Raw genomic sequence first — 13903 nt, forward strand, 5'->3', positions numbered from 1 at the left:
GCGATGGTACTGCCATGGACCAGACACGCAGAACCTCCATCATGGCGGCCCTTGTCGTCGCGGCGACGTCGACCGTTCTCGGTGCCGGGATCTCGCACGCCGACACCGCGACCGATCCGTCCTACCGGCAGGATGACGGGCCGACGTGTGTCGGCACGAACCCGAACATCGTCGACCTCCCGTTCACCATCAAGGTGACCGCGTATCAGAATGAGCTTCGCTCGCAACACAATCGGCTACAGGTGACCACGACGATGCTGGGATCGGTCGCTGCGCCCTACACCGTCGATCTCTCCCTGCGCGCGACGAATACGCGTACGCGCGCGACCGTGAGTGCCACACTCACCACTCGGGTCGACAAGATCGGCTTCCTCACGCCGTTCTACAGCGTCGCCTATCTCGATGACCGGCCGTATGACGGGTACATCCACCCCGGAATCGGACCGGTCGACATCACCGTCGTCGCCCAGCCGCACGGTCGGGTCCCCGTCGGACCTGTGACCTGCCGCGTAAACACCGTCGTGAGCTAATGCTGCCGGGGTGTCATGACGACTTCGGGCGAGTTGCCGAGAAGGCGACGGTCACCTCGTCGACGACCTTCATCGCGCCCAGCATCTGCGAGTAGGGCTTGATACCGAAATCCGATTGCCGCACCTCGGATTCCGCGGACAGACGCCAGAGGTGGTCCTGGTCTTCCACCCGCACATCGACGGAGTGATCACGACTCACGCCGTGGATCTCCAGCGACCCGTCGAGTCGGTACCCGGCATCGGTGGCGACGATGTCGCTCGCTCGAAACGCGATGCGCGGGAAGTGTTTCGACTCGAAAGTCTTCAGCGCGTTCAGGCGCGCGACCACCTTTTCCGGCCCCAGGAGCGGCGTGATCCCGCCCTGCCCGTCGACGACGTCGATCGAGTCGACCTCGGCGCTCAGTTCCAGCGATGTCGGATCATCGCCGGCCCATTCGACGGTCGCCTGCCAGCGCGTCACCGCGATGGTGAGACGGTGCCCCATCTTGGCGGCCTTGCCCGTGACCCCGGTCTGGATTTCGAGAACTGCGTCGTCTGACGGACCGACTGTCCACTGCGCGTCACCCATCACTCCACGGTACGGCGGCGTCAGGATCGTCTCGTCGTTCCGGTGTCGGGGGCGGCGGGGGGCGGCTGCCCGGGACCGGGTGACACGGGGGTGACGCGGATGAGGCCTTGTGCGAGGTCTCCTGGCAGAGCTGCCCGCACGTGGACCGTGGTCGTCATCCAGTCGGTGTCGGCGAACCTGACCCGGACGTCGAAGGTGGCGTCAGGCGCCACACCGGTTGCCACGATCTCGAGTTGTTCGTCGAACAGCCCCTGATCCGCGTCGTGGAACACCGCGTTCTCGCTTGCCCATCGGTCCAGTGGCGCAGGCGGTTCGTGGAACCACTCGGTGATGACCTTGGCGGGAAAATTGAGATGACCGATGCCCGAGTTCTCGGGCGGGTCGGCCACGGTGAACGCCGTACGCACCAATGCGGCATTGAAGCCCGCGGATGCCGATGGGGGCCGGACGTCGCTGATGTCGTGCACCACGCCACGCATCAGCCACGGGTCCGACCCACGGGAAACTGCGCGGAAGGTCATGTATGCGCTTCGTTGCCTGCCGTCGACGCCGGTCATCAGCAGGTCGCTGTCGAAGGTGTCGTCGTCGGTGACGGCGCGGCTGCCCATCTCGGCGATGAACGCCCCCAGCTCGGCCATCTTCGGGAACTCGTCGAAGTGCTTGAAGATCTCCGGGCTGACTCGTTCCACCTGAGGATCGTCGATGACGCCCAGGATCTCGGTCTCGATCGTGGGTCCGTGATAGGTGATCTGGTTGATCGGGTCCCATTCGAACGCGCCGACGGCTCGCTTGCCGAGGACCACCTGCTCCACGTCGTCGTCGGGGCTCACGAGGACCTGCACCGCGAAGACACGGTCGTCGGGCCCGAAGACAGGTAGCCCGAACAGGTACGTCCTCGGAGCGCTCTTCGGGTGAACCGCACGCATTCCCGGCTGCCGGCCAATCCTGACCTCTTCGACCAACTCACGGAGCGCGGCGCCCACCACATCGCCCTGGTGGTGCCGACGACGGTTGATCGACCCGAAATTCTTGGTCCGATCGGTGTCGAACACCAGGGTGGGTGTCCGCGAGCCCATCGTCTCGACGACGATCCAGGACGAGCGGGTGTCGGCTTTGGTCACGTGATGCTGTCCCTATCTCGCGGCACCTCCGAGTACCGGACTCGCGGCGCTGCGCCTCGAACTGGTGGCGATCGCGTGAGCACGACATCCGCTGTGCGCCGAGCCGGCGCCCACCGTGGCGTCCCGCACCGGTGCAGGAGTGTGTGCACGGGCGTCCATGATCCCACCTCGGTGCATCGCGGCGTCGCCGGCCTGGATGCGGTTCGACGTAGGCGGCAAAAGGTACGAAACGCACCGTTAGTTAGCCGTGCGACATATATGCTCCAAAACGAGATGGTCACGCCTGGTGATCACAGGGGTTCCGAGCGGTTCGGGGGAGATGGCATGTCGACGACCGTCTGGACGATCGCTGCGACCGTCCTGTATCTCAATTTCGCGATTCTGCTGTGGGTCGCATTCCGCAACATCCCCACGAGCGTCGGCGGCGACGTCGCGGTGCAGCAGGAAGCGTTCGCGCGAGCGTTGGGTGAATAGTCCCGAGGGCGGCTGACACTGCGCCGGGTCGAGTGAGACGGTCGTCCGAGCAGGCAAGTGGTTCTGACCCAGACAATCCCGGGCGAGTCGGCATCGACACCGAGGTGAATCCGGCCCGCAGCATCGACGCCCTGAAAGGGCAATAACGGTCGACACGACGTCGTCGGGAATTGGCGGCCCGAGTATTGCGGCCATCGCAGGGATGACTACCTCCGGGCGACCCCCTCCCGAGGACATCTCGTGTCTACTTGGAGCCGAATACTGCTGTGCAGCAACGCGAAACGCCCCGGAATGCACATGCGCAACGACAAACTCGGGACATTGCAACAAGCAATGCCACGCGTGTGGTGTCGAGCAGGAAGTCGGCGGCGAACGGATTGATGTTCTCGGCCTGTGGTGCAGAAGTCGGCCTAGTTCCGTTGATCGGGTCGCTGTCAAGGAGATTCGAATCCGCGGCCCGAGGCGCTACCCTCGGCGGCATGTCGCATGTCATCGTCGACGCCGCGTCGGTACCCGCGGGGCACGGACCGCACCCCGCGGCCAGTCCGTTCGACCGGCGTATCAGCGAGGCCCTGAACATCAGTACATTTGAGGTCTACCAGGTCGATCTGCCGCCAACGGCTGAGACGGTGCCGCATGATCATCTCGACGACCGCAACGACGACGTCTACGCAATCATCGCAGGCAGCGGGTGGGTCGTCATCGACGGCCAATCCACACCCGTCAAACCCGGTCAGTTCATATCTGTTGAACTCCATCATCGACGACACCTACGCGCCGGATCCGATGGTCTGACCATCATTGCCATCTGTGCCGAACGGCGCATTTAAACACCCAGACTCGTTGGTGCACACTGCGCAGTTAACACCGAGACTGGGACAACCCGCAGATGTTGCGGTGACCCATGAGGGCTGTGGGAGGTGTTCGGTCCGATCGCGCAGACTGGTGGCCATGACAGTCAGACCGCGGATGTCATTCCTGACCGATCCGGAGTACGCGGCGGCAGGCCGGCGATACTGCGCCGAGGACATCTATCTTGCCGGCCGGCTCGGCGATGACTTCGCGGTCGCGTCGACGCATCCCGACCACGCGACCGACCTCATGGAGCACTTCGACATCGTCGTTGTCCGCAACACCGGGCCGGTGACCCGTCACCAGGAGTCCTACGACCGATACCGGGCGCGCGCGAGCGGGCTGGGTATCCCGGTGTTCACCGAACTGTCGGGTCGCGCCGATCAGGCAGGCAAGCAGTACCTGGTCGATCTCTGGGCGCAGGGCTATCCGGTCATGGCCACGGTCGACTCGGTGAGCGATCTCGAGAAGCTCCCGGAGGTCGAGACCTATGTGGTGAAGCCGAAGTTCGGTGCCGACTCGGTCGGGATGCGGTTCGTGTCACGCGCGGAGGTGGGCGATCTCGGAGGCGGCGAGTGGCTGATCCAGCCGAAGGTGGACTTCGAGTACGAGGTCTCGTTCTACTTCGTGGACCACGACTTCCAGTACGCGCTCTACGCACCGTCGACGGCGCATCGCTGGGAGCTGGAACCTTATGAGCCCAGCGATACGGATCTCGCCTTTTCGCAGCGCATCGTCGACTGGAACACCATCGAACACGGGATTCAGCGGGTCGATGCGTGCCGCGCGGTCGACGGGACACTGCAGCTGGTGGAACTCGAAGACCTCAATCCGTACCTGTCTCTGGACCGCGTCACACTCGAAGCGCGAAATGGTCTGGTGGACGCCGTTATTCGATCCGTTCGAGGGATGCTGGGTCTGTGAAACGAAAGCCTACGGACTACGCCGATCACGGGAGATTTCGGGCGATGCAGAGTGTCCGTGGCGGAGTTACGTGGATCTGTTGATCCGGGTGAGCAGCGACATCTTGGTCGCTTCCCATTCGTGGTCGAGGATCGAGTAGACGATGGTGTCGCGGTACGTGCCGTCTCTGCGTCGGGCGTGTTGGCGTAGGCGGCCTTCCTCAGTCGCGCCGAGTGCGAGGACCGCCGCGCGTGACGGGCCGTTCTGGTTGTCGACGTACAGGCAGAGCCTGTGTGCGCCCCATGTCTCGAAAAGCCACTCGAAGAGCGCCAACTTACAACGCTGATTGATCCCTGACCGGTGTACGGCTCTTGAAAACCAGGTGTAACCGACCGTGACCTGTTTCGCGTCGTCAGCAATGTCGTACAGCGAGGTCGACCCGACCACCGTGCGCTGGTCTGCCGTTCTGACAGTCAATGGCAGTCGCCCCGGATCACTCAATGCTGCTGCGACACTGCCGTCTTTCGGGGGTAGTGACCGGACGCCGCTGGGGAAGTACGTGAAAAGAGAGTCATCGTCGTATGCATCATGGAGTCGTTCAGTGTCGAAGTCTGTTGTGGGGGAGAGGAGCACGCCGTAGCGAGCGATTACGGGTACGTCGAGCATGCATTCTTCCTTTCCGACGTCGGTCGCGGCTCGTCCTAGTGCCGCTGTGTCAGGCGATAGGCGCCACACAGCGCGGCCGTGACCAGGAGTGCGCTGAGAATCCCCACTACGGGAAACCAGAGGCCGATAGGGGTCCACTCGCGGTCCCATTGGCCGTCCGTCAGCGGGGTCTCGCTGGGTCCTACCGCGGATGCCTTCTCGCCTATTCGCACGAGCACAGCTGGACGGCGCTCCTGGGTGAGTAGGAGGGTGGCGATGGCAACGCCAGCGCCGGTCAGCACCGCGGTTGTCGCGAGGGTGAGCCATGTCGCCCAGGCGGCAGACTTTGATCTGAGGGTGAACCAGCAGAGCAGTCCGACTGCCGTCGCAATGACGATTCCTGTTGCCGGCAACAGGAGTAGGCCGGGCCACCAGCGCGGTCCTGCGACGGTGTTGAGCGTGTCGAAGGTGAACATGAAGCCTTTGCTGCCCGGTGTGGTGGGTGGCGGGTTGTCTATCACCACGAGCCGTCGGGTGGCGTATCGCCATCCGAGCGCTCCGAGCAAGCCGACCGTCATTCCGATGACGGCGAAGAAGCCCATGAGCGTTCGGGTCGTGAGCTTCACTGGGACAGGCTATCTGACACTGGCGTATCCCTTCCGTTCAGCTTGGTCGGCGGGGTGTGGACACCTAGCCGGTTGACCGCCGCCAGTGAGGGCTATTGCCCTTCGTTTCGTCACTAGTGACGAAACGAAGGGCAATAGGGTGTGGGTGTAGGGCGAGCGGAAGAGTGAACATGGCTGGCGCGCAGATCTTTACGTTGAATCGGCGATTGTCGGCAGCGTCTGGGCGGTTGGGAAATTGATCGTCATCAATGGGGTGATGACGAGTCGCGCGACTGATGAACACGGTGACCTACAGGTCGAGGGCGAACGCAGGCAGCGATTGCGAATACTCGCAGCGGGTGGCGACAATGTCAGGTTCGGGCAGGCGGCGTCTAGCGGCGGGATCTCGCCCCGTCAGCCACGTCGCCGTGATGCCGATAAGATACATTATGTCAATTTGATCCTGGCTTTTTCGCAATTTCTGCAATAACTCGTTCATCCCACCATGCAGGTGCAACCCCCACTGATCCCCGAAGAGCGGGTCGACGCGGCGATCACCGCGGACATCGCGCCATGCGCCGGCCTTCCGGCGTTGTCCGTCCCGGGAGGACTGTCTCCACAGGGTCTCCCGGTCGGATTCGATCTACTGGGCAGACCGTTCAGCGACAGCCTTCTGATGAACCTCGCGTACTCATTCGAGAGGGACCACCGACCCCGCGTTGTACCGCGCCACACCCCATCACTGAGGTAGCTCCTGTGCAGCTTACGAACAGCACCCAGATCTGGACACGTCGCTGAACGCATGAGGTCAGCCACCATCGCCATCGGTGACGTTCTGGACTCCGCCACGAAGAATGGCCTCGTATGGTCGCGCGAGTCAACCTGTCCGAGAACGCGCGGTCCGACTATGGGCAAGCACGTCGGTCAGAGTTTGTTCGCGAGCACGTCGAGGTAGCTGATCTCGGGCGGCACAGAGAAGAGTTCGTCGGCGCGTTCGCCAAGGGCTTTGCCCACTGGGCCGTTGAGGTGAACATCACGGGCGGCTTCGTCGGGGAACGCGTCGATGATGCCGTAGGACGAGGGGCCGAACTGCACGGCGAACCAGGGCTTCGTGCCTGGCTCTTGTTCGACGAGCGGGAGCGCCGACCGTAGGAAATCCTCGACCGCGCCCTCCTTGCCGGGCTTGGCTTCGAGTCGGACCAATAGCGCTTTCTCGGCCATGTCAGATCTCCTGTTCGGGGTTGTGTACATGGTCAAGCATCACACCAATGACCGGTTGAAGGAAGGCGTTCGAGCCCCGAATTCCAACAGGTTTGCCTCGGATCTGGTAACTGCCGGGCAGAAAGAGGAGACTGCGTGGTACCGGGAAGAGGCGTGCCCTATCGCGCTTGCCGTAACAAGAGTTGCGCCCGAAAATTACGCGTACATCACAGCTTCTCGTTTCACGTGCCGCGGCAGTGCTGGTCGCTGCCATAGGTGGCTTCGACACATTCGGCGCCACGGAATTCGCCGCAGCAGCCCACCCGCCGACGAGACTGCGTGGATTGCCCGCACAGCCCACGGTTCCCGCACGAGTAGTCGCCTCATCTGTACTAACCACTCGCTTTTGCGACACGCTCGCGGACACGTTCTGCGCCGGGACCGCACAGCGCCGCGGTCGCAACCGGACGACCGGTCACAGCCAGCAATATGTCCATCGCCGCCCCGGACAGCGTCAGACCGTGGCCACGGACGAAGTCGGCGTCGGTGGCTTCGAGTCTGACGCCATCGACAAGTGCTTTGCTGCCGCCCATCGACGCCGACGTTCGGCACTGATAATCCAGACCGGCCACGACAGCGGCCGGCGGGTACTCGCCCGTCAAACCCAGAGGTCGTCGGATGTCCTCGCCATGGACAAAGGCCTCCACAAGCCGCGTCGCAAGCGGCGCGGGTGGTGTCCTGGTCAGCGAGACCACTCTGGCCAGCTCGGCGACCGTGGCCTGAGGATCAGCGCGGCGCTCACGTGCGATCCCCGCGGCATTGGCCCGATCGAATCCCCCACGCGCCCGCGCCATCGCGACGATGAATCGCAGGCGCGAGGTCTTCGCAGTGTCGATGAGGTGAGCGAGTACATCGTGGACATCCCACCCTTCACACAGAGATCCGACGGCGAAAGACTCTGCTGGTAGCAGCCGCAGTTCCTCGACCAGCCGCATTCGCTCCTGCTCGACCACATCCCACACCTTCACCGTTGCCAACCCGTTCTCCTTCTCGATGTGCGAATACCGTCTGGACCTTTCCGGTAGACAGACCAGGCGAGAAGTCACAATTCATCGATCAGTCGGCAACCGGCGCGCTTCCGGTTCCGACACAGCAGCCGTTCGAGTGTCGGTGGCTCCTGCTCCCCCGACTATCGGCTCAAAGAGTGCGCGATCGCTGCCAATGCCTTCACAGCGGAGGCGGCGTCGGAGTGTTGAGCGTGCACGATCGCTCCGTCGACCGCGACACCGAGAGCTTGCGCGGTTCGAGTCCGGTGTGGTCCCGGAGGCAACGTCGCCCTGATGCACTCCACCATCTCGGCCTTGTGTCGAGTTGCGATGCTCCGTGTCTCGGGGAGTTCGGCGCCGATCTCGTTGACGCTGTTGATGAAGGCGCAACCACGGAACGTGTCTGCGGTGAGCCATTCCTCCACGGCGGAGACGACGGGAATCCGCCCGCGTCGCGGTGGCGAATGACGCTCGAGCGCATCGCGGAACCAGCGTATCCACCGCTCGTGGCGAACCTCGAGGTAGGTGACGATCAGTAGGTCCTTGCTCGCGAAGTGGCGATAGAAGGTCACCTTCGTGACGTGTGCTTCGGCGATCACCCTGTCGATGCCGGTCGCTCGGATCCCGTCGCGGTAGAACAGTCGGTAGGCGGTACTCAGAATCCGTTCGCGCGCAGGAAGGGTGTCGATATCGACCTCGGCGTCGAGGCTCACGGAGGCGTTCACGACGTCATTGTAGACAGGACTGTCCACCGAATTCGGCAGTGTGGACAAATCTGTCTACCCCGGCTAGATTCCTGATGTGTAGACAGACTTGTCCACATTCATCGAGCCGTCGCCCCGAAAGGTGAAGAAACCCATGGCCGACAACGCACCTGCGCCTGTGAAACCGCCCGTCCCCCCGTTCACCGATGAATCGGCTGCGCTCAAGGCCCGACGCGCAGAAGACGCCTGGAACACCTGCGACCCGCAAGCCGTGTCCATGGCCTACTCCCCCGACAGCCGTTGGCGAAACCGGTCGGAGTTCGTCACCGGCCGTGATGAGATAGTCGACTTTCTCACCGGAAAATGGTCCCGCGAACACGAATACAGACTGATCAAGGAAGTCTGGGCTCATACGGGCAGTCGAATTGCTGTTCGCTTCGCGTACGAGTACCGCAACGACTCCGGTGAGTGGTTCCGTGCCTACGGAAACGAGAACTGGCAGTTCGACGACTCGGGCCTCATGACCGAGCGCCACGCCAGCATCAACGACGTGCCGATTCGCGACGAGGACCGCAAGTTCTTCTGGGACCGGAGCGGACCTCGCCCCGCCGACCATCCCGGGCTGTCGGACCTCGGCCTGTAGATCAGCGTGGTCATTCGCTCATTGCCACAGGGTGGGTGGACACTACAGCGTGGCCCTTTCTGCAACGGTGTTCAAAGTCGAGCTCGGCGTCTCCGACGTCGAGCACAACTACTACGGCGATCACACGTTGACCGTGGCCCGACACCCCAGCGAAACCGACGAGCGCATGGTGGTGCGACTGTTGGCATTCGGTCTGCGTGCGCACCGATTGAACGATGTCGACGGTGAGTTGACGTTCGGCGCCGGCCTGTCGACTCCTGGTGTACCGGACCTGCGGCTCGCCGACTACACGGGGCGAATCCTCGAGTGGATAACTGTCGGCCAGCCGGACGAACGAGCGTTGAGCAAGGCGGCCGGCCAGGCCGACCAGGTGGTCCTGTATCCGTTCGCCGCCGGCGCGGCGACCTGGTGGCGCACCGTGGGCCCCAAAGTCGTCGGTGTGCCCAACCTCTCGGTGGTGCAGATTCCGCACGCGCCCGTCGCGCAACTGGCACAGACCATCGATCGGCGTGTCTCGGCGCAGGTGATGATGATCGAAGGTGAGGTGACCATGACCGTGGGCGGTGTCGACGTCACCTTCACGCCGGAGACTCTGCAGTGATCCCGGAGGTGACCGCGGTCGGCGGCCTCATCATGGTGTCGGGATGGCGTCGAACCAGTGGCCCTCGCGCATCCGTTCACGGTCGGCGTCCACGAAAATCCGCAGCAGGTTCGACAGCGCGCCGTTCGCCGAACCGTGGTCGAGATCGGTGAGGAACGCCTCCACCACCGCCGGTTCGGCGAGCAGGATCGTGTCGAGGTATTCACTGAGACGATCTGCGCTCAAACGGGTCTCGGTCAACTGATACGGGTCGTGCAGCGCGGTGAACAGAAACCAGTACCGCTTGGCGTCGGTGCGCAGGACCTGCGCGTGACGTTCGGAGATGGGAAGACGCTCCACCCGGTCGGCGTGACCGCTGGCGATATAGATCTCGTACACGAGCTCGCCACCCGCGCGGAGGACACTCGGACCATAGGGTCCCAGCGGTTCGACGACCACCTCGACTGAATCTGCCATCGGATGATCGTCTCAGCCTAGGAGGTGGATTCGCTCGCGTCCTCGGACAGCCCGCGACTCGGTCCGGGTCCCAGGGCCCAGCGGATCGCCGAGGTCATCGCGATGCCACTCCCCCGCACCGCTGTCGCCTCGGTGACGGGCAGATACGGCAGGCGCAGCGGGAACCGGCTCCACCACGGCATCATCGACACGGCCACCGAGGACAAGACCCCGTACGCGGGGCGCACGGGCAGCGGGATGGGCGGATTCAGCAGGATGAAGCGCGCGGTCCGCCGGGCGGCCGCGGTGCCGCGGAGCTCTGGCCGGTACGACGCGAGCACCTCGTCGAGTTCGGCGGTCGTCTCGGGAACGTCGACGGCGCCGAGACCTCGCGCCACGAAGGCGGTCTGCCGCACGTACTCGTCGCGCCCCGCGGCATCGAGCGGGCGAGCGCCGTAACGATCGTGCGCGCGCAGGAAGCTGTCGATCTCGGCCACGTGCACCCACCGGATGAGGTGCGGGTTCGAGGCCGCGTACGGGCGCCCGTCCGGCGCGGTCCCGGTGATGCGCTTGTGCACCGCGCGCACGATGCGAATCGCTCGGTCGGCGTCGTCGATCGTGCCGAACGTCGTCTCGGCGAGAAACGTGCTGGTCCGCTGGAGGCGCCCCCACGGATCACCGCGGTACCCGGAATGTTCGTCGACCGCGGCCATGGCGAGCGGATGCAACGACTGCAGCAGCAGGGCTCGCATCCCACCGATGAACATCGACGCGTCGCTGTGGACCCGATAGATCGCCGAGTCCGGGCCGTAGCGGCGCGGCCCTGTCGACAGATGGATTCGATCGCGTCGAGCGGGTCCCTCGTCGCCGGCGACGCGGTCGAAGATCATCTCGCCCACGCGCTGCTGGACAGCATTCAACGGGTTCATTCGTCCAGTCTGCGCCGCGACGACATAACCCCTGTTCAGGGCGATGTGGGTGAACAGTTCTGCGCCCAGCGGTCTGATGTGTGTCACCGGACATATCGGACGCCTCAGACCCCTACACTGATGTGAAGATTGAGGTTACGGTGACAAAGTGTCTCCTCGTCGGGTTCATCGTCACGCCTGTTCCATCGTCGTCGCGATCGCCGCGCTGACCATCGGCCTGGTCACCGCGATCGCGCCGGCCCACGCCGCTCCGGCGTTGTCGGTCAGTACCGTCGCCGCGGGTCTCGACAAACCGTGGGACATGGAAGTCGCTCCCGACGGCACCCTTGTCTCCGGCGAACGAAGTGGTCGTTTCGTCGCCATTCGGCCCGGGGGTTCGGTGCAGCCGATCCGTGCCGATCAATCGCGGTTGTTCGTCACCAACGAAGCCGGCCTCATGGGATTGGCGCTCGACCGAGCCTTCGGCGCGAATCGCACTCTCTACTCCTGTCAGGCAGAGAAGACATCCGGCTCCGGGGTCGGCACGGGGTCAGCGGGCAACCTGCCCCTCCCCTTCCCCAACACCGGACAGGTCATCAACGTGGTCGCGTGGCGCGTCGCGGACGACTGGTCCTCGCTCACCCGCACGCGCACCGTGCTCACCGACATCCCCGTGAACGCGGGTGGTCGCCACGCCGGGTGCGGATTGACCGCAGCGCCCGATGGAACGCTGTGGGTGGGCACCGGCGACAACGCGGTGCCGTCCTACCCGCAGAGCCGAAGCTCGTTGGGCGGCAAAGTTCTCCACATCACTACTGCCGGTGCCCCTGCAGGGGGCACGATATCGGGAACACCGATCTACTCACTCGGCCACCGCAACGTCCAGGGCGTGGCGGTGCAACCCGGGACAGGTCGCGTCTACTCCATCGAGCAGGGGACCTCGCGCGACGACGAACTGAACCTCCTCGCCCCCGGGGGCAACTACGGGTACCGCCCCGACCGCGCGCCTTTCATCTACGACGAATCGGTGCCGATGACGGACCCCCAGCGCGTACCGGGTGCGATCGGGGCGGTCTGGAGTTCCGGCGCACCGACGCTGGCGACGCCGGCTCTCGAATTCCTTCCCGCCGACGGCTGGGGCGAGCTCGATGGCGCAGTGGCGATCTCGACCCAACAGGGCAGACGACTGGTGTTCGTCACGCTGTCGGAGAACGGACGCGACACCCTTCGCACCACCGACGGCCTGCGCGACACGTACGGCCGCCTGCGCGGTCTGAAGGTCGATCGGGACGGGTCGCTGTTGGTCACCACCGACAACGGCGGAGGCAACGACCGGATCCTTCGCGTGCGAGCCGGGTGACGCCGCCTCCGTCACGATCCCTGCGACGATCGCGCGTCGGGCACCCCGTCGTAGTCCGGCACCTCGATGCCGTTGATCGCGCGTCCGACGAGTTCCATGAACCAGTCGCCGGTGAAGTCGGGTAGCGGCTCGGAATCCGGGCCGGGCACCTCGCGGGTGCGCGCGTTCAACCGCCCGATCTCCTGATTGGCCTCGACGAACGGACGCATCCGCTCCTCGTACCGCGCGAAAGCGGCGTCGGGATCCCACTCGGCGCAGGCCAATTCGCCGGCCATCACATACGCGCCGACCAGTGCGAGCCCGGTCCCCTGCCCGGACATCGGTGACGAACTGAACGCCGCGTCGCCCAGGAGCGCAACCCTCCCGTCTGACCACCGGTCCATCACGACCTGCGCGACCTGATCGAGGTAGAAGTCGGGTGCCGCATCGAGGTGCGCGAGGATCTGCGGGGTCAGCCAACCGAGTCCGGCCACGTGTTCCCGGAGCAACGATTTCTGGGCGGCGATGTCGCGAGGATCCACGTCGTAGCCAGGCGCGCCGAAATAGAACATGGCCATCGCTCGGTGCGCATCCTGGATGGGGCGCAGGAGCGCCGATCGCCCGGAGGCCTGATCCTGGTACTCGAGAAGATGTCGGTCGAGCCCGAACTCGTTGGGCACACTGAAGAACGCCAGCGCCTGACCGAGGGGCCGGAGATGGTGCTCGTCCGGCCCGAACACCATGGCGCGCAACGGTGAATGCAGCCCGTCCGCCCCGATCACCAGATCGAAACGCCGACCTCCGCCACCGGCGAACACGACGTCGACACCGTTCGCATCCTGCGCCAGTTCCGCGATCCGGTCGCCGAACACGTACTCCACGTCCTCGCGGGTGTCGTTGTAGAGCACCTGCGCGAGGTCGCCGCGCAGGATCTCGATGCCGGCGATGAACCCGTCGCCACCGTCGTCCTCGGCGTCGAACGTCTGCACGATCTGTCCGTCCGCGTCGACAGAGTGTGCACCCGCGGTGTCGGTGCAGGCCGCACGGATCGTCGAATCCAGCCCCATCCGGCCGATCACATCCCGGGCGACACCCCGTGCGTCGACCGCCTGGCCGCCGGGACGCAGACCCGGTGACCGTTCCACGACCGTGACCACCGCGCCGCGGCGGTGCAGCCAATGCGCCAGTGCGGGACCCGCGATACTCGCCCCCGCCACCAACACCCTTGGCGCGGTGCCGCTCCCCTGTTCGTCGATGCGCATGATCATCTCCCTCTCGGTCCCCGGTGGAACCGATCGCCGTCGAAGTCCTCCACCTCACAGACCACGT

18 protein-coding genes are annotated in these 13903 nt (G+C 64.6%); 7 read left to right on the forward strand and 11 right to left on the reverse strand.

Annotation, left to right across the window (positions count from 1 at the left end; genetic code table 11):
* The first annotated feature begins 14 nt into the window (after window positions 1-14).
* Window positions 15-530 (forward strand): hypothetical protein, encoded by a 516-nt coding sequence (locus ACQ7HM_RS18020; protein ID WP_434217623.1) that lies wholly within the window; start codon window positions 15-17, stop codon window positions 528-530.
* A 13-nt stretch (window positions 531-543) separates the two neighbouring features.
* Here the strand turns inward: ACQ7HM_RS18020 and ACQ7HM_RS18025 are convergent, their stop codons facing one another.
* Together ACQ7HM_RS18025 and ACQ7HM_RS18030 are read right to left on the reverse strand one after the other, a co-directional pair.
* On the reverse strand, window positions 544-1098 hold the full coding sequence (locus ACQ7HM_RS18025) for a YceI family protein (protein ID WP_434217624.1): 555 nt from the start codon (window positions 1096-1098) through the stop codon (window positions 544-546).
* A 20-nt stretch (window positions 1099-1118) separates the two neighbouring features.
* Window positions 1119-2219 (reverse strand): GAF domain-containing protein, encoded by a 1101-nt coding sequence (locus ACQ7HM_RS18030; protein ID WP_434217625.1) that lies wholly within the window; start codon window positions 2217-2219, stop codon window positions 1119-1121.
* A 324-nt stretch (window positions 2220-2543) separates the two neighbouring features.
* Between ACQ7HM_RS18030 and ACQ7HM_RS18035 the strand changes: the two genes are divergently transcribed.
* The 3 genes from ACQ7HM_RS18035 to ACQ7HM_RS18045 all read left to right on the forward strand — a co-directional run bounded on the left by ACQ7HM_RS18035 (window position 2544) and on the right by ACQ7HM_RS18045 (window position 4469).
* Window positions 2544-2693 carry a hypothetical protein gene (locus ACQ7HM_RS18035; protein WP_434217626.1) on the forward strand — a complete coding sequence of 50 codons (150 nt, stop codon included), beginning with the start codon at window positions 2544-2546 and terminating at the stop codon, window positions 2691-2693.
* A gap of 479 nt (window positions 2694-3172) precedes the next feature.
* Complete coding sequence (locus tag ACQ7HM_RS18040; protein WP_434217627.1) at window positions 3173-3523, forward strand: cupin; 351 nt, start codon at window positions 3173-3175, stop codon at window positions 3521-3523.
* Entirely contained in the window at window positions 3504-4469 is a 966-nt protein-coding gene (locus ACQ7HM_RS18045) for a hypothetical protein (protein ID WP_434217628.1), read from the forward strand. The genes ACQ7HM_RS18040 and ACQ7HM_RS18045 overlap by 20 nt, the downstream gene beginning before the upstream one ends.
* A gap of 66 nt (window positions 4470-4535) precedes the next feature.
* Here the strand turns inward: ACQ7HM_RS18045 and ACQ7HM_RS18050 are convergent, their stop codons facing one another.
* From ACQ7HM_RS18050 to ACQ7HM_RS18075, 6 genes are all read right to left on the reverse strand, one after another.
* On the reverse strand, window positions 4536-5114 hold the full coding sequence (locus tag ACQ7HM_RS18050) for a GNAT family N-acetyltransferase (protein ID WP_434217629.1): 579 nt from the start codon (window positions 5112-5114) through the stop codon (window positions 4536-4538).
* A 35-nt stretch (window positions 5115-5149) separates the two neighbouring features.
* The gene (locus ACQ7HM_RS18055) at window positions 5150-5719 is read right to left on the reverse strand and encodes a hypothetical protein (RefSeq protein WP_434217630.1); all 570 of its coding nucleotides are present in this window, start codon (window positions 5717-5719) and stop codon (window positions 5150-5152) included.
* A 289-nt stretch (window positions 5720-6008) separates the two neighbouring features.
* On the reverse strand, window positions 6009-6197 hold the full coding sequence (locus tag ACQ7HM_RS18060) for a hypothetical protein (RefSeq protein WP_434217631.1): 189 nt from the start codon (window positions 6195-6197) through the stop codon (window positions 6009-6011).
* Between the two features lie 425 nt (window positions 6198-6622).
* On the reverse strand, window positions 6623-6919 hold the full coding sequence (locus ACQ7HM_RS18065) for a putative quinol monooxygenase (protein WP_434217632.1): 297 nt from the start codon (window positions 6917-6919) through the stop codon (window positions 6623-6625).
* Between the two features lie 371 nt (window positions 6920-7290).
* Window positions 7291-7935 carry a maleylpyruvate isomerase family mycothiol-dependent enzyme gene (locus tag ACQ7HM_RS18070; protein ID WP_434217633.1) on the reverse strand — a complete coding sequence of 215 codons (645 nt, stop codon included), beginning with the start codon at window positions 7933-7935 and terminating at the stop codon, window positions 7291-7293.
* A 152-nt stretch (window positions 7936-8087) separates the two neighbouring features.
* Window positions 8088-8669, reverse strand: coding sequence for a TetR/AcrR family transcriptional regulator (locus ACQ7HM_RS18075; protein WP_434217634.1), 582 nt, complete (start codon window positions 8667-8669; stop codon window positions 8088-8090).
* Between the two features lie 133 nt (window positions 8670-8802).
* Between ACQ7HM_RS18075 and ACQ7HM_RS18080 the strand changes: the two genes are divergently transcribed.
* Together ACQ7HM_RS18080 and ACQ7HM_RS18085 are read left to right on the forward strand one after the other, a co-directional pair.
* Complete coding sequence (locus ACQ7HM_RS18080) at window positions 8803-9291, forward strand: DUF1348 family protein (RefSeq protein WP_434217635.1); 489 nt, start codon at window positions 8803-8805, stop codon at window positions 9289-9291.
* Window positions 9292-9340: 49 nt separating this feature from the next.
* The gene (locus ACQ7HM_RS18085) at window positions 9341-9892 is read left to right on the forward strand and encodes a YaeQ family protein (protein ID WP_434217636.1); all 552 of its coding nucleotides are present in this window, start codon (window positions 9341-9343) and stop codon (window positions 9890-9892) included.
* Window positions 9893-9922: 30 nt separating this feature from the next.
* On the opposite strand, the gene ACQ7HM_RS18090 is transcribed toward ACQ7HM_RS18085, so the two are convergent.
* Window positions 9923-10348 carry a DUF6357 family protein gene (locus ACQ7HM_RS18090; RefSeq protein ID WP_434217637.1) on the reverse strand — a complete coding sequence of 142 codons (426 nt, stop codon included), beginning with the start codon at window positions 10346-10348 and terminating at the stop codon, window positions 9923-9925.
* A 17-nt stretch (window positions 10349-10365) separates the two neighbouring features.
* Window positions 10366-11256, reverse strand: a complete 891-nt coding sequence (locus ACQ7HM_RS18095; protein WP_434217638.1) for an oxygenase MpaB family protein — start codon at window positions 11254-11256, stop codon at window positions 10366-10368.
* Window positions 11257-11404: 148 nt separating this feature from the next.
* On the opposite strand from ACQ7HM_RS18095, the gene ACQ7HM_RS18100 reads away from it, so the two are divergent.
* The gene (locus ACQ7HM_RS18100) at window positions 11405-12595 is read left to right on the forward strand and encodes a PQQ-dependent sugar dehydrogenase (RefSeq protein WP_434217639.1); all 1191 of its coding nucleotides are present in this window, start codon (window positions 11405-11407) and stop codon (window positions 12593-12595) included.
* Window positions 12596-12606: 11 nt separating this feature from the next.
* Here ACQ7HM_RS18100 and ACQ7HM_RS18105 read toward each other — a convergent pair whose 3' ends face one another.
* On the reverse strand, window positions 12607-13836 hold the full coding sequence (locus ACQ7HM_RS18105; RefSeq protein WP_434217640.1) for an FAD-dependent monooxygenase: 1230 nt from the start codon (window positions 13834-13836) through the stop codon (window positions 12607-12609).
* Window positions 13837-13903: the final 67 nt, after the last annotated feature.

It is taken from the genome of Williamsia sp. MIQD14, assembly GCF_051025635.1.
Taxonomy (GTDB): Bacteria; Actinomycetota; Actinomycetes; order Mycobacteriales; family Mycobacteriaceae; genus Williamsia_A.